Origin of the sequence: Amycolatopsis endophytica (assembly GCF_013410405.1) — a bacterium.
GTDB classification, from domain to species: Bacteria; Actinomycetota; Actinomycetes; order Mycobacteriales; family Pseudonocardiaceae; genus Amycolatopsis_E; species Amycolatopsis_E endophytica.
The window spans coordinates 1,714,982-1,734,029 of the sequence record NZ_JACCFK010000002.1 but is presented as its reverse complement, the minus strand read 5'-3'; the positions used below and the strand labels follow the sequence as shown (position 1 = coordinate 1,734,029).

Here is a 19,048-nt window from a genome sequence, read left to right as displayed (position 1 = left end):
CTGGCCTGGCTGGCGCGACCGGGCCGTGCTGAGGCGACTGGTCTGACCGGGCCGCGCTGAGGCGGCCGGGCAGTGCCGGGGCGGGGCGGGGCGTGCCGAGACCTGCGGCGCTCCTTGTCGACGTGGGCCGATGACGTGGCGTCGCCAACGGCTGGGCGTGAACCGGTGTGGTGGGCCGTTGCTCCGTGGCGGCCGGGATGGTGAGCGTGCGAGACCGGGGAATCGTCTCCAGCGGCCTGGAAGAATCCGCCGAGGCTCAGCGCGAAGGACTCCGGTGAAAGCGATTTCACGCCCTGTGTGCGGCATTGCGAGGAAGCCGTAGGATCCTGAAATCACCAGCACCCGGAATGCCGCCGGGCGTCGTGCCCGGCGGCATTCCGATCGCGTGTCCCAGAGGGAACCGGTTCAGCGCAGTCACCACGCGCGACCGACGCTGTAGGAACTGGTCCAGATCTTCTGCAATCGCACGACGTCGCCGGATTCGGGTGCTGCCCAGATCTGGTTGTCGCCTGCGAAGATGCCGACGTGGTAGACAGTGCCGCCGTCGGCGAAGAACACCAGGTCGCCCGGGTGCATGTCCGACTTGGGTACGCTTCGCACGGCCGCCCGTTGCTCGCGGGAGGTGCGCGGCAGATCGATGCCGACCTGCTTGTGCGCGTACTGCGTCAGTCCTGAGCAGTCGAAACCCTTCGGGCTCGTGCCGCCGGAACGGTAGGGCGTGCCGGCCTCCGCGGCCGCCGCGCTGACGATCCGGTCGCCGGTGCTGAGCTGCGTCGCACCGGCGGGGGCGGTCAGGCCCAGCAGGGCCGTCATGGCCACCGCGCAGGCGACCGGGAAAACCACCAGCCTGCGTATTCGACCAGGCATGGGTGAACCTCCTTCGGGGGAGAAGGCAAATCGGTTGTTCATTTCGGGGGAACCGGCCGGAGCCGGAACCCGCACCGAATTCCCACGCCCCCGATCACGAAACGATATACACCCGATCGTGAATCAGGACACAGTGGCGAGGTCGAAACGCACCCGCAGCCCGGGGCGCGCCTGGGCTGCTTTGTCGACGTCGTCCGTGACCACGACGGCGATCACCGGATAACCGCCGGTCACCGGGTGATCGGCCAGGAACAGGGTCGGCTTGCCCGACGGCGGCACCTGGAGCGCGCCGGTGACCATTCCTTCGCCGACCAGGTCACCGTGCCGGGCACGCGGCAGAACCGGGCCGTCCAGGCGGATCCCGATCCGGTTGCTCTCCGAGGTCACCGCATACGGTTGCGCCAGCAAGGTTTTCAGGGCCGACTCGGTGAACCAGTCGTCGCGCGGGCCCGGCAGAATCCGCAACGCCAGCTCGTCCGACGGGGGGGCGGCCACCGGCGTGAAACCCGGGTCCGCCGGACATCGGGACGCGCCACCCAGCGGCAGCACCGTCCCGCGCCGCATCGGCTCCGGACCCAGACCGGACAACAGATCGGTCGCCCGCGAACCGAGGACCGGCTCGACCGCGATCCCGCCCCGCACCGCCACATAACTGCGCAGCCCCGTCGCAGGCCAGCCCAGCCGGAACTCCTCGCCCGCCGGAACCCGCAGCGCGGCATTCATCGGCGCACCCCTGCGCTCCACGGTGATCGGGCACGGCGCACCCGTGACCGCGACGACGACGTCCGTGGTCGCGCGGGCGGCGAAACCGCCGAAGGTCACCTCGATCGCGGCGGCACCTTCGTCGTTGCCTGCCAAGCGGTTCGCCAACCGCAGCGACGCGCGGTCGGCGGCGCCGGACTCGGTGACGCCGATCGCGGCGTACCCGGGCCGTCCCAGATCCTGGACTGTCGACAGCGGGCCGCTGTCGACGACCTCAAGCGTGGCGGCCATGGCAACTCCGATTCGTCGGACTGCCCAGACCGTACTGAATTGTTGAACGATCCTGCAAGAGTCGTCTGTGACAGATCGACTCGAAGTGTCAGAAGAAGAGGTCGTCCCGGCTTCGCGGATCCGGCCTGCACCGGGGGCACGGCGCCTCCCGCGAGGACACCAGACCCGTCATGGGATCGACATCGGTTTCCAGGATCCAGCCGCCCGAGTCCCCGCAGGTCCTGCAGAGGGTGCTCGTCTCAGCCATGTCAGCCTGCCCATCTTCCCCCTCGACGGTCATTGCCCTGCCGAGTGTGCGCGGCCCCGCTGGCGGATCCGGTGCACCCGGCTGACTGGGCCGGAAGTGTGAAAGCGCAGGTCAGGCGTAGTGGTACGGCGTCACCACTGCGGTGCTGCGGTCAGGAGACGTAGGCCTGCAGCCGCGAGGTGCGGGACTCCTCACGCAGCTTGCCCAGCGTGCGTCGCTCGATCTGACGGATCCGCTCGCGCGTCACCCCGAGTTCGCGGCCGACCTCCTCCAGCGTGCGCTGGCGGCCGTCGTCCAGGCCGCAGCGCAGCCGGATCACCTGCTGCTCACGCGGTTTCAGCGTGGCCAGCAGATCGTCGATCTCACGGCGCAGCACGTGGTAGGACGACGGCACACCCGGACGGGCCGGATGGCACAGCAGATCGGCGAGCACGCTGCTGCCGTCCGTGCCCACCGTCTGGTCGAGACTGATCGGTTCCTCGTTGTACGACAGCAACTCGATCACCTGAAACGGCGTCAGGCTCAGCTCCGCGGCGATGTCGTCGTGGCCCGGCTCGCGGCCCAGCCTGGTGGACAGCTCGCGTCGCGCGGCCAGGACCCGGTTGACCTGCTCGGCCAGGTGCACCGGAATCCGGATGGTGCGGGACTGGTCGGCCAGCGCCCTGCTGATCGCCTGACGGATCCACCAGGTGGCGTAGGTGGAGAATTTGAAACCCGGCGTGTAGTCGTACTTCTCCACCGCGCGGATCAGCCCGAGGTTGCCCTCCTGGATCAGGTCCAGCAGCGACATGCCCCGCCCGGTGTAGCGCTTGGCGACGCTGACGACCAGCCGCAGGTTGGCCTCCAGTAACCGGTTCTTGGCGGACCGGCCCTCCTCGGCGATGGTGAGCAGGTCGGCGCGCCGCGCCGGCTCGAGCACCCGCGTGGTCGCCAGCACGTGCTGGGCGTAAAGGCCGGCCTCGATCCGTTTCGCGAGCGTGACCTCCTCCTCCAGGGTCAGGAGTTCGGAGCGGCTGATGCCGTTGAGGTACGCCCGGACCGGATCGGCCGGCTCGTGAAGCGGTCGGGTCACCTGCCGTTGCCTCCGACAAAGCCAGAAGAATCTGCTACCCGTATCAGAGTGGCCGAACGGCCTGGCACGGAACCGACAGCACGATGCCGCGCGTCGGAAGAGAAAACGCCAGGTCATCACGAACCCCGTCGCGGCGGAGTGCGGTACGGTGCGGGTCGGCTACGGGGCCGCCGTGGGCGCCGCGGATTTTCGTACGGTGATCATGGCCGGGTCCGGCGATATCGTTGGCTGGTGGAAGGGGCTCCGCAGGTGATCACGACTGGCCAGCAGCCGCAGGCCGCCGCGCAGTTCGATGCGCGCGGCGACGGCTCCGCCGAGCTGCGCGCCCAGTCCAGAGGGCAGGCTTGGTTCCGTCCCGTGCGCGGCCGCGGGCGGCTCGGGGTGGTGAGCCTCGCCCGCCTGCTGGCGTTCGAAATCGTGCTCGTGGTGGTCGCCGCGGTCGGCGTCCAGCGGATGTGGGCGCTGATCGTCGCCGGCGTGATCGGTCTCGCGGTGATCGTGCTGATGTTCGGGCGCTCCAAGGGCCGCTGGTGGACGGAGAGCCTGATGCTGTGGGCGGGTTTCCGCTCGCGCCGCGGGGCTTCCGGGGAGAAGCGGGAGGACCCACGGCTGGCCGCGCTGTGCGAGCTGGCGCCGGACCTGATCGTCGAGGACATCGACGGTCCCGCCGACACCAAGCTCGGCATGGGCAGCGATGAGGCCGGCTGGTTCGCCGTGCTGGAGGTGAGTGGTGGCGCCGGGATGGCGACACCACCGGTACCGCTGGCCGCGCTGGCCCGCACCGCCGCGGAGGCCGAACAGGCCGGTGTCGTCATGCAGGTCGTGACGCATTCCGTGCCCGCGCGTGAGGCCGGGGCCCGCGACCGCGCCTTATGGATCGCGGTGCGGCTCGACGCGCGAGCGGTCGCCGAATCGATGATCGATTCGCCAGCCGGGCGTCTCGACGTGCCCACGGTGCTGGCCGAGATCACCCGTCGCGCCGAACGGGTGCTGCGGCGGCGCGGGCTGCAGGCGCGGATGCTGACCGCCGACGAGCTGGTGGACGCGCTCGCCCGGTCCTGCGACCTGCTGCCCGGCGTCGGCACCGCACGGGTGCACGAGACCTGGGATGCCTGGCACTCCCGGCGGTTGCGGCACGGTTGTTTCTGGGTCCAGTCGTGGCCGGACCCGGACCGTGGCACCGGCCTGCTCGCCGCGCTGTCCGAGGTGCCCGCTGAGCTGGTCAGCGTCGCGCTGCTGCTCGAGCCCTCCTACGACGGCACCACGCTGCGCTGCCTGGTGCGGGTGGCCGCGACGCCGCAGCGTTTCGGGCAGGTGTGTGATCTGGTGAAGACCCTGGCCGGGCGCAACGGTGCCCGCGTGTCCCGTTTGGACGGTCAGCACGCGCCCGCCGTGTATGCTTCGGCACCGAGCGGGGGAGGTGCACGATGAACGCGGGACAGTACCCGCCGCAGCGGCCGCAGCCGCCCGCGCCGGCGATGCAGCGCCCGATGCCGCCGGCGCAGGCGCAACCGGGCCCGCCGCCGCAGCAGCACCAGCACGCGCCGGTTCCGCCCGGGCAGGCCGTGCTCGGCGCGCCCGCAACCCCGCAGGCGCCCGCCGTCGTCAACGTCGCCGCACCCGCCGCGCCCCAGCAGCAGGCCGAGGCGGCGGCCGCGGCGACCACTGTGGAAGTCGCACGACCCGCGCTCGCCGTCGGAGTGCCGACGCCCATGCCCCCCGGTCCGCCAGGGCCCGGGCCCGCCGGCCCCGCCGCGGGAGCGCCTCGTGAGCACCGGGACTGGCGCACGCGACGGCACCGGTCGATCCCGCGGCTGCGGATCGGCGCGCACCACGCGTCCGAAGAGGCGCTGGAGTTGCTGCAGGTGTCGGCATCCTCGGTCGGTCTTCCCCTGGGACGGGACCAGAACGGGTTCCCGGTGGCGCTGACGTTGTTCCGGCCGGAACCGGTGTCGGTGAGCCTGATCGGCGGCGCCTGGGCAGCGCGGTTGATGGCTTACCGCGCACTGCGTGCCGGTGCGCGATTGCTGGTGTTCTCGCAGCACGCCTCCGATTGGGTCCAGCTCGGACAGTCGGCTACCGGCCGCACGGATCGCGTCGCGGTCGTGGCGCCGGGATCGCCACCCGCGGTCAGCGCCAGCGCCGACGCGCCGGTGCTGTGCCTGCACGACGCACCGCAGTCGCAGAGCGAGCCCGAGGCGTGGCAGACGAGGGTCCTGCTGCACCGGCGGCTCACGCCCGAGCGGGTGGGTGCGATGCCCGGCTCCGACCTGGTGCTGATGCAACGGCTCACGCCCAACGAGGCATCACTGCTCGCGCCCGCGCTGCGGTTGACGCAGCGGACCTCGCAACAGCTGCAGATGCTGCGTGACGACATGCTGGCGGTACTGGCCGGGGAGACCAACCACTACGTGTGGGTGGATCCCGCGCCGGGTGAGCGGGAACGGCTGGGGCGGCCGGGGCGGTACTGAGCTTCACTGGCGAGGTGGCCGCTGGGCGCGTTGGCGGGTGAGGTGGTTGCGTTGGGGGCGACCGTCCCCGGTTGTGTCACGAACAAAGAAGCGCGGCCGCACCCCCCAGCGGAGTGCGGCCGCGCTTCGTCCGCCTACTTGGTCCAGACCAAGGGCTCGTCGCTGTAGTCGTCGGAGTCGTACTCGGCACCGGCGACCGCGGCGCCGTCCTGTGCGGCCGACAGGTCGCACGCCTCGTACTTGGCGCCGACCGTGGTGAAGTCCTCCGGGGCGCCGTCGTCGGTGCAGGTGCCCAGCTCACCGGTGATCACCACGCCGGTCGGGCCGCCGTCGGCCATCGCGATGCCGAAGTTGGGCGAGGACGCGAACCCGTGGTCGGCGCCGTCGACGTTCTCCAGTGTGTAGCGGACGAAGTACGGCGTGAGGCCCTTGGCGCGCTCGCCGTACTGCTGCTCCATCGCGGCCTTGTCGCCTGCCTCGACAGCGGTGACGGTGACCGCGACGGTGCCGTGGTCCCACGCGATGACCGCCCGGTCACCGACCTTCAGCTCCGTGCCGGGAGCCGTCTTCTCGGTCGCGCCGGCCGGTGCCGCCTCCGCCGACGAGCTGGGCGGCGGCAGCTCCTTCGAGATCGAGGTGGGTCCCGCGTCGGTGGTCGTCGGCGTGCTCGGTTCGTCGCTCCCGCCGCAGGCCGACAGGGCCAGGGCCGCCGAGGCCAGGAACGGGAGCACGACGAGACGGGTCTTCTTCATGGGGAGGTACAACTCGCTTTCCGGTGCGTCTGTCCACTTCGTGCGCGGACTTTCTTCGCGTCTTTTGTGGATCCGACGCACCGGAAAGGCGATCAGTTCCGTCCGTCCAGTGCGGACGGTTCCGCCGGCCGATACCGCTTCTCCTGCTCACCGGCCGCGACGACGGGACCACCCGGCGTCTCGACCTCGAACGCGGTCTGGTCAGTGACCGGCGCCTTCTCGTCCTTGCGTGCGACGCGCTGGGCCCGGTCGGCGTGCACGACGGGCTTGGCGTGCCGGTCCGGCGCGGACACCACCGGCGTCGGTGCGTGCAGGAAGTTCGGGATCTCGTTCGCAGGCCCGGCCACGTACTCCTGGGCGGAGTAGCGGCCGTCGAACACCTGCGTGGTGCTCACCGGCAGGTTCGCCGCGAACTCCGATTGCGTGCCTGCCCCGGACTGCGTCTTCCGGCGCTTGCGTTCGGCCTTCCACTCGCTGAACGTCTTCGCCGGCGCCTTGCGGTGCGGGTTCGACAACACCGGCGGTGCGCCCATGCCCGGTGGCATCCCTTCCCGCGTGCCCGCGGGCGCTTCCTTCGCGCTGCCGCCACGGTTGGCGCGCTGCTTGTCGTTGTTCAGCACCGGCGCGGTGGACGGCGGCGGCTGGAACGCCGGGGCCTGCCCGGAGAAGTCGCCCATGAGCGGCGCGCCCGGCTTCGTGCCCATCTGACGGCCGTTCTGGCCCATCGGCGACTGGCCACCGGGTGGCATCGGCGGCGCCGACTGGCCGTTCACGCCCATCGACTCGGCGCCGGGCGGCACCGGAGGCGCCGAGTTCACGCTCTGCCGGAACTCGGAACTGGCCTGCAGGTTCAGGTGCTCGTCGAAGGGCAGGGAGTTGTTGAACGTCGGCGCGCCCGGCCGGTTGCCGGAGAGCTCCTTGCCCTGCGGCTGCTGCGGAAGCTGCCCCCCCGGCGGCGGTGTGATCGTGCCCGGCGGGTACAGGCTGTTGCCCTGGTTGAACGACGGCGGCTTGCCGTTGAACGCGCCCGGGGGCGGTGTCGGGGTGTTGTTCAGGCCGAGCGTCGACGGCGCGTTGTTCGGAGCCTTACCGGAGAACAGATTGGGGCCTGTCCCGTTGCCCCCGAACGTCGGCGCGGTCGGCGCCTTGCCGCCGTTGAACGCGTTCATCATCGGAGCCGCACCGCCAGCCAGCCCGAGTAGCGCCGGGTTGATGCCCGGCGGGTTGCCAGGCGGCGGCGCCGTCGGGGGAGGAGTCGTCGGCGCTGCCGGGGGAGGAGTGGCCGGCGGGGCCGGGGCCGTGGGCGCGTTCCCGGGCGCGGTGGGCGCGTTTCCCGGCGGTGCGGTGGGCGCGTCGGTGGGCGCGCTCTTCGTGCTGAACGCCGGCGAATCACCCGGGGCGTTCGGTGCGTCTCCGGGCGCGCCGGGAGCACCAGGTGCGTTGCCGGGCGCGCCCGGCGAACCACCGGGCGGTGCACCGGGTGCGCCCGGTGCGTTGAACTCCGGCGGGCGAGGGCTACCGCCGACCTCCGGGTGCAGGATCGCGTTGAGGACCTCGAGCTTCGGCGCGCGCGCGGTCTGCAGCTTGTAGATGTAGGGCGCGTACTCGCCGGCGATCTCGTTGGCGAGCTTCCTGGCCTCCTTGTCGTAGTCCTCGGTGACCTTGTTCCCCGCTTCGAGCTTGTCTTGGGCGTTGCCCGGTTTGGTGCCGACCTTCGCCTCGTAGAACGCGCCCATGTCATGGGTCGCGTTGTCCATCGCGTCCTTCTTCGCGGCCTTGTACTCCTCGTACAGGGCCTGCATCCTGGCCTGCGCCTCGTACATGGTGTTGGACAGGCCGTACAGCGCGGTGCTGTTGTGCAGGGCCGCGTCCTGCCACTGGCGCAGGTACCCCAGGGTCATGCCCACCTTGTCGAGGAAGACCTGCTTCGCCCCCGGCGACTTCCAGTGTTCGGCCAGCGCTTCGGTCTGTTCGCGCAGGTTGTCCGCGACGGTCTGGAGCATCAACTGGACGTTGCCCCACTGAGTGGCGCGGTCGGCCGTGGTGCCGGGCTGTTCACCCTCCACGATCGCCTGGTGGAGCGTGATGATGCCCTCGGCGGAGAAGTCGTAGTTCTTGCAGACCATGGGGGGCGAGTCCCCGCCGGTGTCGTAGTAGCCCGCGCCGACGCCGGCGCCGATCCTGCTGACGTCGTAGCCGAAGTAGTCGTCGCCCATGTCGCTAACCCCCCGCCACCTGTCGTGCCGCGTTCAGGTCGTCCACGGCCTCGGAGGGGACGCCGGTCGGGACGTCGTGCTGGGGACTGATGGTCCGCTGGTCGGTCTTGGTCGGCACCCTCTCGGTCTTGTTGCCGTCGTGGTCGACGTCGTCGACGTCCGGCTGGTTCGACTCGGTGTAGTACTCGCGCGCGTGTGAGCCGTCTTCGAAGTTGTACGTGACCACGTGCTGGCTCGGGTTGCTGCCGTCGCCCTTGATCGGATCGCCGTTCTTGTCGTAGTTCCGGGTAGTGGTCACCTCGTGGACCACGTTCGGGTTCTTCGTGTCGACGTCGTGCTTCGTCGTGCGGCGGGACTCGCCCGCCGCGACGCCGTTGACGAAGGTCGTGGTGACGGTCGTGTCCTGATCTGCGCCCGTGGTGTGGGTGATCATGTACTGACGCTGGCCGTCCTTGTTGTCCAGGTACTCGATGGTCTTCCCGCCGGTGGTCTGCACCGTGCGGATGTCGCCGTCGTCGGTGCGGTACGTCGTGATCGTCGTGTCGCCGTAGTGGATCTGGTTGATCATCGTGTCGCCCGCGGGCTGCGTCACGCCGGTACCGGGTGGCTGGGTCAGGTCCTTGGCGACGGTGCGCTCGTCGGTGAGCCAGGACGGCATGTCGCCCGGCTTCTTCGCGCCGTCCATCTGGAAGGCCCATTCGATGGCGTCGAGCATCGCCGCGTTGTTGCCGTCCATGTTCTCGAAGACCTCGCCCATGATCAGGGCGACCGACGAGAGCGCGGTGACGTTCTTGTACAGGTCGGGGATGAACAGACCCATCTCTTGGGCGTTGCGGTCGGCGAAGGCTTGCATATCGGTGCCGGGCTCGAACATCGTGCTCATCAGCATGTCCCTGCCTCCGGGCCCCTGCAGAGCCGACTGCGCTGACATGGCGTCGCCGCTCAGATCCTCGCCGACCCGGTCGAGGTTCTTGCCATAATTGCGAAAGTTTTTCGGGTCCAGCTCGAGTTCGGCGCCGTTGGCGGCCCAGTCGGGCGTCGGGGTACCGCTGCCCTCGTCCGGTATCGGTGCCACGATGTCCCTCCCAAACGTCGTGAAGCTCGGTGGACAGCGGGGGTCCACCGGGGGTAGGGGTCAGCGGACCCCCGCTGATCCCAGCCAACCACCTCGAGTCAACCCCGGTGATTCACTTTCCTCAAGCTTGCGGCGGCAGCTCCGCGAGCTGCACCAACCGCGCCCCCGCGCTACGGGTGATCAGCCAGCCACGGCCCGCCGGCAGCTTCTGCGGCCGGATGTTGCCCAGCAGCGGACCTTCCTCGCGGTTGCCCGACATCATGATCCCCGGCGAGGCCAGGTCCCTGATCCGGGCGATGACCGGGTCGAACATCGCCCGCGCGGCGCCACCACTGCGGCGCGTCACCACCAGATGCAGGCCGATGTCCCGGCCCTGCGTCATGTACTCCAGCAGGGGAGCGAGCGGGTTGTCGTGCGGGTTCGGCGCGACCAGGTCGTAGTCGTCGACCAGGATGAACAGTTCCGGACCGCTCCACCAGCTGCGCGCGCGGAGCTGCTCCGGTGTGATGTCACCTCCCGGCAGTCGCTTGACCATGGCGTCAACGGTGAGACGCACCATTTCCTGAACGGTTCCGCTGGATGTCGCGTAACCGATCAAGTACTCGTCCGGGATGAGGCCGAGCAGGCTGCGCCGGAAGTCGATGAGGGCGATCTGCGCCTGGTCGGGCGTGTAGCGGGCCATGAGGCTGGTGGCCAGTGCGCGCAGGAACGTGCTCTTGCCGGACTCGACGTCCCCGAACAGCACCAGGTGCGGCTCCGCGGCGAAGTCGAGGCCGACCGGCTGCAGGTCGGCCTCGGAGATGCCGATCGGGATGCCGTGCTCGTCCGGAGCGGGCAGCGCCGTGTACGGCAGCATCGGCGGCAGCAGCCGGACCCGCGGGGCCGGCTCGCCCGGCCAGGCCTCGTTCACCGACGTCACGAGGTGCCCGATGCCCTCGGCCAGCTCGTCGGCGGTGTCCCGGCCGTCGACCCTCGGCACGGCGGACAGGAAGTGCATGCCGTCGGGCGCGAGGCCGCGGCCTGGGGTCTGCTCGGGGACACCGGCGGCCTGGCGGCGGCCGATCACCGAGTCCACCGGATCGCCCAGGCGCAGTTCGAGCTTGCTGCCGAACATGTCACGCAGGTTCATCCGCATGTCCATCCAGCGGTTGGCGGCGGCGACGACGTGCACGCCGAAGGCCAGGCCGCGGTTGACCACCTCGGCCACGTCGGCCTCCAGGTCCTCGAACTCGGCGCGCAGCGTGCTCCAGCCGTCGACGACCAGGAACAGGTCGCCGAACGGGTCCTCCGGAAAACGGCCTTCGCGCAGCAGCTTGCGGTAGGTGGACATGCTGTCGACGCCGTGTTCGGCGAATCGCTGCTCGCGCTCGGCGATGAGGGTCCGTGCCTCCGCCACGCTGCGCCGCACCCGGTCGACCTCGCGGCGGGTCGCGACACCACCGACATGGGCGAGGTCCCGCATCGCCATGAGCCCGCCGCCGCCGAAGTCGAGGCAGAAGAACTGCACCTCGGCCGGGGTGTGGGTGAGGGCGAGGCTCGCGATCACCGCGCGAACCGCGGTGCTCTTGCCGCTGTGCGGGCCACCCACGATCGCCACGTTGCCGCCCGCGCCCGACAGGTCCAGCCAGCACACGTCCCGGCGCTGGTCGGCGGGCCGGTCGATGATCCCGGCCGCGGCCCGCAGCGCGCCGCGGTGCTCGCGGAGCCCGGTGGTCAGACCGCGTTCGGGGTCGGTGACCAGCGGCGCGAGCAGCTGGTCCATCGTGGGCGGCTCCTCCAGCGGCGGCAGCCACACCTGGTGCGCCGGAACGCCCTGACCCTCCAGCCGCTCGACCAGCACGTCCATCAGCGTCTCGCCGAGATCGTCGGATTCGTCCGGTTTTGGTTGCTCCACCGGCTTCTCGGCCAGCCGCGGGCGCAGGTAGGCCGTCGAGTAGTCCTGCACCGGGTCGATCTGGCGGCCCTCGTCGTCCGTGCGCTGCACCGTCCCGCGGCGGTGCACGCCCGAGACGTAGGCCGCCTTGAAGCGGGTCAGCTCGTCCACCCCGGTCTTGAGGAAGCCGTTGCCGGGGGAGCGGGGCAGCTGGAACGCGTCCGGCGTGCCGAGCACGACGCGGCTTTCCATCGCGGAGAACGTCCGCAGCGCGATCCGGTAGGACAGGTGGGAGTCCAGCCCGCGCAGGCGGCCTTCCTCCAGCCGCTGGGAAGCGAGCAGCAGGTGAACGCCCAGCGAACGTCCGACGCGTCCGATCTGGACGAACATGTCGATGAAGTCCGGCCGCGCGGTCAGCAGTTCGGAGAACTCGTCGACCACGATCAGCAGCGCGGGCAGCGGATCGAGCGGGGCACCGGCGATGCGGGCCTTCTCGTAGTCGCGCTGCGAACCGTAGTTGCCCGCCTTGCGCAGCAGTTCCTGCCTGCGCACCAGCTCGCCGCCGATCGCGTCCAGCATGCGGTCCACCAGGTGCAGCTCGTCGGCCAAGTTGGTGATCACCGCGCTGGTGTGCGGGAGCCGGTCGAGCTTGGTGAACGTCGCGCCACCCTTGAAGTCCACCAGCACGAAGTTGAGGATCTCCGAATCGTGCGTGACGGCCAGCGCCAGCACCAGCGTGCGCAGCAGCTCGGACTTTCCCGAACCCGTGGCGCCCACGAGCAGCCCGTGCGGGCCCATGCCGTCCTGCGCGGACTCCTTGATGTCCAGTTCCATCGGGCGGCCGTCGGCGGTGATGCCGACCGGGACGCGCAACCGGTCCCGGTTGGACCGCGCCTCCCAGCTCTTCGCGAGGTCGAACTCGTACGGATCGCCCAGCCCGAGCAAATCGGTGAGTTCCAGCGACCCGGACAGCGGCTGCTCGCTCGCGGTGAGCGCGGACAGCCGCAGCGGCGCGAGCGAGCGCACCAGGCCACGCATCTCCGTGACGTCCAGACCGTCGGCGGTGCCGATGTTGCCCGCGCCGTCCATCGTGCGGCTCGTCAGGGTGCCGTCGGGAGCGATGTCGAGCACGAGCGTGGCCGAGTCGAGCAGCCGCGGCGGCTCCCCGGAGAGGTCGACGACGGTGACCCCCTCGACGCCGCCCTCGATCATCAGGTGCTCGGATCCACCGGTGTCGCCGCCGTCGACGAACACCACCACGTGCGTCGATCCCTCGATCGGCGCGGTGCCCGGGTTGAACCGCGGCCGGTTGGCGAGGACGTCGTCGAGCATGGCCTCCAGCGCGGTGACGCTCGGCGCGACGAGCCGGATCTGGCCGACCGCGTCGGTCTTGGTGGGGTGCAGCGCGTGCGGCAGCCATTTGGCCCAGTCCCACAGCTCGCGCTCGCGCACGCAGAACGCGGTCAGCACGTCACCGGGGGCGTGGAAGGTGCCCAGCTGCGCGGTCAGCGCACGCGCCATCGCGCGTTTGCGGTCGTCGTCGCCGGTCAGGTAGATGCGCGAGAACCCGCGCAGCGCGACCGCGACCGGCAGGTCCGGCACCGTCGAATAGGTCGTGACGAACCTGCGCAGCGCCATCGCGCACAGCGGTTCCAGCTCGTCGATCGGCTTGGTCTCCGGCGGGACCAGCGGCGTGGCCAGCTCCTGCGAGCCCAGCCCGATGCGGATGACGGTGAAGTCCCAGTCGCCGGGCCTGCGCTCCCACACCCGTGCGCTCTGCGCGGTCGACCACAGCCGCGACGGGTCCGGGTGGCGGTAGAACATCGCCTTGCGCTGCTGGTCGATCGTGTCCCGCACCTGCGCGCGCAGCTGCGACAGCCGCCGCATGTACCGGCGCCGGTTGGCGATCATCTCCTGTTTGCTCGCGCCCTGCCCGCCCTGACTGATGATCTGGAACAGGATCATGCCGAGCACCGCGACGCCGTACAGGCCACCCGCGACGTACATCAGCGGACCGGAGCGGCCCGCGCCGATCAGCAGCGCCATCCCACCGGTGCCGGCGAGCATGGGCAGGATCATCAGCACCCGCGTCCAGTTCTTACCCGCCGGTGGCGGGTTCTCCGGCGGCGGATCGAGCACCACGTCGCCCGAGGGCAGATCGGGCGCGGGCCGCCGGAGTGGCCGCTTGACTATGATCGTTCCCAAGACCGAAAACCTCCCGAGCGCGCGGGTGCGCCAGCATAGAGCTTTCCGCCAGCCTAGTGTCACGGCTTACCGGCCCGACCGAAAGCAGGCGGATACGAGATCCGCAGCCGACGGCTCGCGGAAACCCGCCGTGGCTGCGCCTCGGGCTGGTAACTCATGGCACAGTAATGGATACTCTCCCAGCCGGTCTCGGGGTCCAATTTGGAGGTAGGGAAAGCATGACGTCGGCGATGGGCACGACCCTCGCGAAGGTGAGCATCACGACGCCCAAACGCGGGATCGACGTCGCGCTCCCGGAGAACGTGCCGGTCGCGGAGCTGCTTCCCTACATCCTGCGGCACGCGGGCGAGGACGCGCCGGACACCGGCGAGCAGCACGGCGGCTGGTCGCTGCGGCGGCCCACCGGCGAACGGCTCGACGGCCAGCAGACGCTCGCCGCGCAGCAGGTGCGCGACGGCGAGATCCTGCACCTCGTCCCCGGTCCGGTGGACTGGCCCGAGATCGAGTACGACGACCTGGTCGAGGCCATCGCCAGCGGCGCGCGGCGCTACGGCCGCAGCTGGGGCCGTGCGGCCACCCGGCGCGCGGGTCTGGTGATCGCGGCCGTGCTGTTGTGCGGCGGCAGCCTGGTGTCGCTGTTGTTCGAACCACCGTGGCTGGACGCGGGCCTGATCATGCTGTCCGTCGCGGTGGTGCTGACCGCGCTGGGCATCGTGGTCGCGCGCGCCGTACCGGACGCATACGCGGGGGCGGTTTTCGCCGGATCCGCGCTGCCGTACGCGTTCCTCGGCGGGTACCTGCCGACCGCGGCCGACCACCAGGCGCTGTTCGGCTTCGGCTCGCCGCAGCTGCTGCTCGGCACGATCTCGCTGCTGGTGTTCGGGATCGTCGGCTACCTCGGTGTGGGCGCGATGAGCAGGGTGTTCGTGGCCGCCATCGCCACCGGGTTCTTCGGCGCGCTGGGCGCGTTGTTCGCGGGCTGGATGGACCCGGACGCGGCGGGTGCGCTCGTGCTCACCCTCGGGATCGGCCTGCTGCCCGGCTATCCGTGGCTGTCCCTGCGGCTGGGACGGGTCCCGTTCCCGGCGCTGCCGCAGCGGTCGGCCGACCTGCTCAACGACGAACCCCACCCGGCAACGCCCGCGGTGTTCGACGCGGCCGCCCGTGCCGACGAGTTGCTGACCGGGCTCCTCATGGGGGCGTCGCTGACCAGCGCTTTCTCGGCTGTCTTCCTCGCCGCGCACGGCGGCGGATCGCGACTGATCATGCTGCTCCTCGCGACGATCGCGCTGCTGTTGCGCGCTCGGCTGTTCCCCGTGCCGCGCCAGCGGATCCCGCTGCTGATCGCCGGGCTCTGGATTTTCGTGCTGCTGGCGCAGTGGTGCTTCGGCACGGCGTCCGGCAACGGCGGGATCGGGCTGTTCCTGCTGGCGCTGGTGGTGGTCGCGCTGCTGGTCTCGGCCGCCGGACTCGTCTACAGCCGGAAGAACCCCACGCCGTGGTTCGGGCGGATCGCGGACATCGTGGACGTGATGGCTATCGTGGCCCTGATCCCGTTCGCGGGGTTCATCACCGGATTCTTCGCATACGTCCAGGGCCTGATGGCCTCGATCGGCTGAGGGATAGGCGTGCCCACTCGTCGCGACCAGCTGCAGGCCTACCAGTTCATGATGCAGCGGGTCACCTCCGCGCTCATCGTGCACGAGACCGATCCGGAGCTGACCCCGCTGCGCCGGGGGGTGGGCGCGGTGTTCGCCGGGGTGATGATCGCGGTGCTGGTGGCTGCGGGGTTCGGTGTTTACGGGGTGTTCACCGGAGTCGGTGGCACGTCCTGGAAAACCGACGGCGCGGTGGTGATCGAGCGCGAGACCGGCGCGACCTTCGTATACCAGGGCGGCGAGCTGCAGCCGACCCTGAACTACGCCTCAGCGCGCCTGCTGACCAGCGCGGACAAGGCGGGCCCGCACCGCGTGGCCGGTGAGGACCTGGCGGGTCTGCCGCGTAAGTCCGCCGTGGGCATCGCCGGCGCGCCCGCCTCGCTGCCGCCCGCCGACCGGGCGACCGCGACCCCGTGGACGATGTGCTCGGTGCTGGGCCGCAACCTCGCGGGCGGTCCGCTGACCACGACGACGCTCATGGTCGGCCGGTCGATGCCGGGCGGCACCCCGCTCGGCCAGCGCGCGATCCTCGCCCGCGACTCCAGCGACGGCACCGTCTACCTGGTGTGGAACAACCACCGCTACCGGATCACCGACACCTCGGTGGTCCGCTCGGTGTTCGGCGCGCAGGCCAGTCCGGTCGAGGCGGGCACCGCCTGGCTGAACGGCCTGCCGGTGGGCCAGGACCTGGGCCGGATCGACGTGCCCGGCCAGGGTGCACCGTCCTCTGTGCTCAGTGGGTTCGACGTCGGCGACGTGGTCTACTACCCGCTGTCCCGCGGCGTGCAGTACTACCTGGTCCGGCAGGAGGGCCTGGCGCCGCTGACCGAGCTGCAGGTGCGCATCCTGTCCGGGCAGTACTCCGTGCAGCCCAAGGAGATCCCGGCCGCGGCCGCGAACGCCGCGCCGACCAGCTCGGCGCTGGCACCAGCCGAGGGCGAGGCCGCCCCGCCGTCGCTGCCACCGGAGCTGGCCACCGTGCCGGACGAGGGCCGCGCCGCCCTGTGCTCACAGACGCACGACGCCCGCACCGACCCGGTGATCTCGATGGGCGGTGACCCGGACGCCATGGCCGCGGCCATCACGACGACCGTGGAGACCGGCACCGGCACGAAGCTCGCCGACCGCGTCCTGGTCCCGCCGGGCAGCGTCGCCGTGGTGCGGGTGCTGCCCTCGGCGACAGCGACCACCGGGGCGTACACGCTGCTCACCGACACCGGCCTGCGCTACCCCGTCCCGTCCGAGGACGTGCTGGGCCGGCTGGGGTATTCCCCCTCGTCGGCGGTGGACATGCCGGCCGCGCTGGTGCAGCGTGTCCCGGAGGGGCCCACGCTCGACCCGTCCGCGGCGATGCGGTCAGCGGTCCCGTAGTCCACCCGCACCCGCTGACCGTGAAGATCTGACCAAAAGCCTTGACCAGCGGTTTTACTCCATGCGAGTGTGGTACGGCGCGACGGGGGGATGTCAGCCGCCGCGCTTACTCTGCTGGTAGATGTCCGCACTGTGTTGGTAGAACGTCTCCGAAACGGGGGGTGACAGGCGTGGCCCTGAATCTCGATGAAGACCAAGTGACCCGGTTGAACACACTGCTGCGTGACGCCAAGGACCGCGGCGAGGAGCTCTGCCGGAGCATGCAGTCCGACTACGCGAACGTGGTCGGCGGCAACTGGAAGGGCATCGCCTCCATGGCCGCCCTGGGCAAGTCGGACGAGATGCTGCAGTTCTGGAACAGCCAGCTCGCGCCAATCCTGGACAAGCTGACGACCGGCATCGTCGGCACCCAGAACCTGATGTCCGACCACGAAAGCGACAGCCAGAGCAAGATCAACGCCGTCACGCCGGGCATGGGCGGCAACTTCGCCACCCGCATGGCCTGACACGTCGACCGATACCGAGAGGGGTAAACGGCATGGTTATTCGCTATGACGACATGGTGGGCCAGACCGGGTCGACGAACGTCACGAAGTCGACCGACTTGGCGGACCTGTTCAACGACTTCATGGCTCAGGCCAAGGGGATCCTGGGTACCGACTGGGAGGGCCAGGCCGCGTCGATGTTCGAGTCGGCCCACGCGGAGTGGAACCAGAAGCTCCTGGGCTACTCGGACACGCACGCCCAGGTCGGCCAGACCGTGATGCGGACCGCGGAAGACGCGTTCGCCAAGGACCAGCAGGCGAGGGGTTTCTTCGTCTGAGGCTCGTCACCACCGCCGGTCCCGGAGCGTGTCCGCGCTCCGGGACCGGCTTGTCTCACGCTCGGAAACTTAGGGGAGGAACCCGTTGTGCGAGGCGAGGTCAGGACCGCTTCGGGCGGTCGCTGAACAGTTCCACCGGCGGCTCGGGGCGCTCGTCCTCGGGCCGGTCCCGGGGGACGGGCGCCAGGCCGCCACGCCAGCGACGGCGACGGCCCCGCGGTCCGAACACGACGATCGCGGTGACCAGCAGCACCAGGGCGAACCCGCCGGCCGCCAGTCCGAAGGCCCAGCCGTCACTGCGGTTTTCGGCAGCCTGACGAGCCGCGACCTCCGGATCGGTGACGACTGGGGCCAGCGGCGGCAACGCCACCGGGTTTCCCGCCACGACGTCGTCCGACACGGCCTGGTACGGGTTGACGACGCCGTAGCCGTAGGAGGCACTGCCGGTGCCCTCGGGCGCGGGCGCCGCGGTGGCGTACAACCGTTTCTCGACATCCTGAGTGGACAGTTGCGGACGGTAGGAGCGGATCAGGGCCACGGTGCCCGCGACGTAGGCGGTGGCGTACTCGGTGCCGGCAACGGCACCCAGGCCGCTGTTCGGGTACGTCGTGACAACGTTGGCACCGGGGGCGACCAGATCGACGGCCCGGGCACGCGAATCGTCGGCCACCAGACCGTTCTCTGCCAGCGAGCCGACGCCGATGACGCCGTCGTAGGCGGCCGGGTAGGGAACCAGTCCGCCCGGCTCGTTCGGCTGCCGTTCACCGACGGCGGCGACCACGACGATGTTGCGGGACAGGGCTCGCTGCACGGCGCCGCGCAGGGCCGGACTGTCCTCGTAGGTGATCGTCGGGACGGTGATGACCGTGGCGTTGCGGTCGATGGCCCAGTTGATCCCGGCGGTCAGCGTCTGGGGTGCGACGCTCTCGCGGGGTTCACGGCCCGAGGGGTAGGCGTCGCCGACGACTTTCGCCGACAGGATCTGCGCTCCGGGGGCCACGCCGTGGAATCCGACCACGGTCGTCGGCTGCGCGGCGATGATGCCGCTCACGCCGGTGCCGGTACCGAGGCAGTCCGGGCTGCCGCTGGGCTGGCCGGTGTCCGGGGGCGCGAAGGTTGTCCGCTCGGCCAGGCGGCCCGCGAGCTGCGGATTGTCGGCGGCGCCGGTGCTGACCACGGCGACGCGCTGCCCCGCCCCGGTGCTCAGCGGCCACACCCGATCGGGTGCCAGAAGCTCTTGCGACCAGGGAACGGGAACCACGAGGCTCCCGGAAACGACACAGTTCTGCTGGGCCTGTGCGGCCGGCGGGGTCACCGTGAGGACGGCGAGCCCGGTGGCCGCGGTGACCAGTGCCGTTCGGAGGCGGTTCGCGTTCACGGCGGCGATGCTAGCGGAGTGACCGGTGATCATGGCAATGTCGCCAG

General features: G+C 70.5%; 14 protein-coding genes. 6 read left to right on the top strand and 8 right to left on the bottom strand.

All coding sequences use genetic code 11. The annotated features are described in order from the left end of the window. Window positions 1-414: 414 nt before the first annotated feature. The 3 genes from HNR02_RS33530 to HNR02_RS33520 form a co-directional block, all read right to left on the bottom strand. Window positions 415-867, bottom strand: a complete 453-nt coding sequence (locus HNR02_RS33530; protein ID WP_312861276.1) for a C40 family peptidase — start codon at window positions 865-867, stop codon at window positions 415-417. 123 nt (window positions 868-990) lie between these two features. Beyond that, window positions 991-1,860, bottom strand: coding sequence for a 5-oxoprolinase subunit C family protein (locus HNR02_RS33525; RefSeq protein ID WP_179777605.1), 870 nt, complete (start codon window positions 1,858-1,860; stop codon window positions 991-993). A 398-nt stretch (window positions 1,861-2,258) separates the two neighbouring features. Beyond that, a complete protein-coding gene (locus tag HNR02_RS33520) occupies window positions 2,259-3,179 on the bottom strand; it encodes a sigma-70 family RNA polymerase sigma factor (protein ID WP_179777604.1) in 921 nt (306 codons plus the stop codon). A 249-nt stretch (window positions 3,180-3,428) separates the two neighbouring features. On the opposite strand from HNR02_RS33520, the gene HNR02_RS33515 reads away from it, so the two are divergent. Then, window positions 3,429-4,610: a type VII secretion protein EccE gene (locus HNR02_RS33515; RefSeq protein ID WP_179777603.1), complete on the top strand. Its 1,182-nt coding sequence runs from the start codon at window positions 3,429-3,431 to the stop codon at window positions 4,608-4,610. Beyond that, window positions 4,607-5,650, top strand: a complete 1,044-nt coding sequence (locus HNR02_RS33510) for a hypothetical protein (protein WP_179777602.1) — start codon at window positions 4,607-4,609, stop codon at window positions 5,648-5,650. Before HNR02_RS33515 ends, HNR02_RS33510 begins: the two co-directional genes overlap by 4 nt. A 134-nt stretch (window positions 5,651-5,784) precedes the next feature. On the opposite strand, the gene HNR02_RS33505 is transcribed toward HNR02_RS33510, so the two are convergent. The 4 genes from HNR02_RS33505 to eccCa all read right to left on the bottom strand — a co-directional run bounded on the left by HNR02_RS33505 (window position 5,785) and on the right by eccCa (window position 13,771). Then, window positions 5,785-6,402, bottom strand: coding sequence for a hypothetical protein (locus HNR02_RS33505; protein ID WP_179777601.1), 618 nt, complete (start codon window positions 6,400-6,402; stop codon window positions 5,785-5,787). 92 nt (window positions 6,403-6,494) lie between these two features. Next, window positions 6,495-8,618 carry a hypothetical protein gene (locus HNR02_RS33500; RefSeq protein WP_179777600.1) on the bottom strand — a complete coding sequence of 708 codons (2,124 nt, stop codon included), beginning with the start codon at window positions 8,616-8,618 and terminating at the stop codon, window positions 6,495-6,497. A gap of 4 nt (window positions 8,619-8,622) precedes the next feature. Continuing rightward, window positions 8,623-9,693, bottom strand: coding sequence for a hypothetical protein (locus HNR02_RS33495; RefSeq protein WP_179777599.1), 1,071 nt, complete (start codon window positions 9,691-9,693; stop codon window positions 8,623-8,625). A gap of 121 nt (window positions 9,694-9,814) precedes the next feature. Next, window positions 9,815-13,771 (bottom strand): type VII secretion protein EccCa, encoded by a 3,957-nt coding sequence (gene eccCa, locus HNR02_RS33490; protein ID WP_179777598.1) that lies wholly within the window; start codon window positions 13,769-13,771, stop codon window positions 9,815-9,817. A gap of 218 nt (window positions 13,772-13,989) precedes the next feature. Here eccCa and eccD point away from each other — a divergent pair, with 218 nt between their 5' ends. The 4 genes from eccD to HNR02_RS33470 all read left to right on the top strand — a co-directional run bounded on the left by eccD (window position 13,990) and on the right by HNR02_RS33470 (window position 17,623). Next, window positions 13,990-15,390, top strand: coding sequence for a type VII secretion integral membrane protein EccD (gene eccD, locus HNR02_RS33485; protein ID WP_179777597.1), 1,401 nt, complete (start codon window positions 13,990-13,992; stop codon window positions 15,388-15,390). A 9-nt stretch (window positions 15,391-15,399) separates the two neighbouring features. Then, window positions 15,400-16,800, top strand: a complete 1,401-nt coding sequence (gene eccB, locus HNR02_RS33480) for a type VII secretion protein EccB (protein ID WP_179777596.1) — start codon at window positions 15,400-15,402, stop codon at window positions 16,798-16,800. Window positions 16,801-16,970: 170 nt separating this feature from the next. Next, window positions 16,971-17,306 carry a hypothetical protein gene (locus HNR02_RS33475; RefSeq protein ID WP_312861275.1) on the top strand — a complete coding sequence of 112 codons (336 nt, stop codon included), beginning with the start codon at window positions 16,971-16,973 and terminating at the stop codon, window positions 17,304-17,306. A gap of 32 nt (window positions 17,307-17,338) precedes the next feature. Further along, the gene (locus tag HNR02_RS33470) at window positions 17,339-17,623 is read left to right on the top strand and encodes a WXG100 family type VII secretion target (RefSeq protein WP_246339339.1); all 285 of its coding nucleotides are present in this window, start codon (window positions 17,339-17,341) and stop codon (window positions 17,621-17,623) included. Window positions 17,624-17,723: 100 nt separating this feature from the next. On the opposite strand, the gene HNR02_RS33465 is transcribed toward HNR02_RS33470, so the two are convergent. After that, entirely contained in the window at window positions 17,724-19,001 is a 1,278-nt protein-coding gene (locus tag HNR02_RS33465) for a S8 family serine peptidase (RefSeq protein WP_312861274.1), read from the bottom strand. Between the last annotated feature and the right edge of the window lie 47 nt (window positions 19,002-19,048).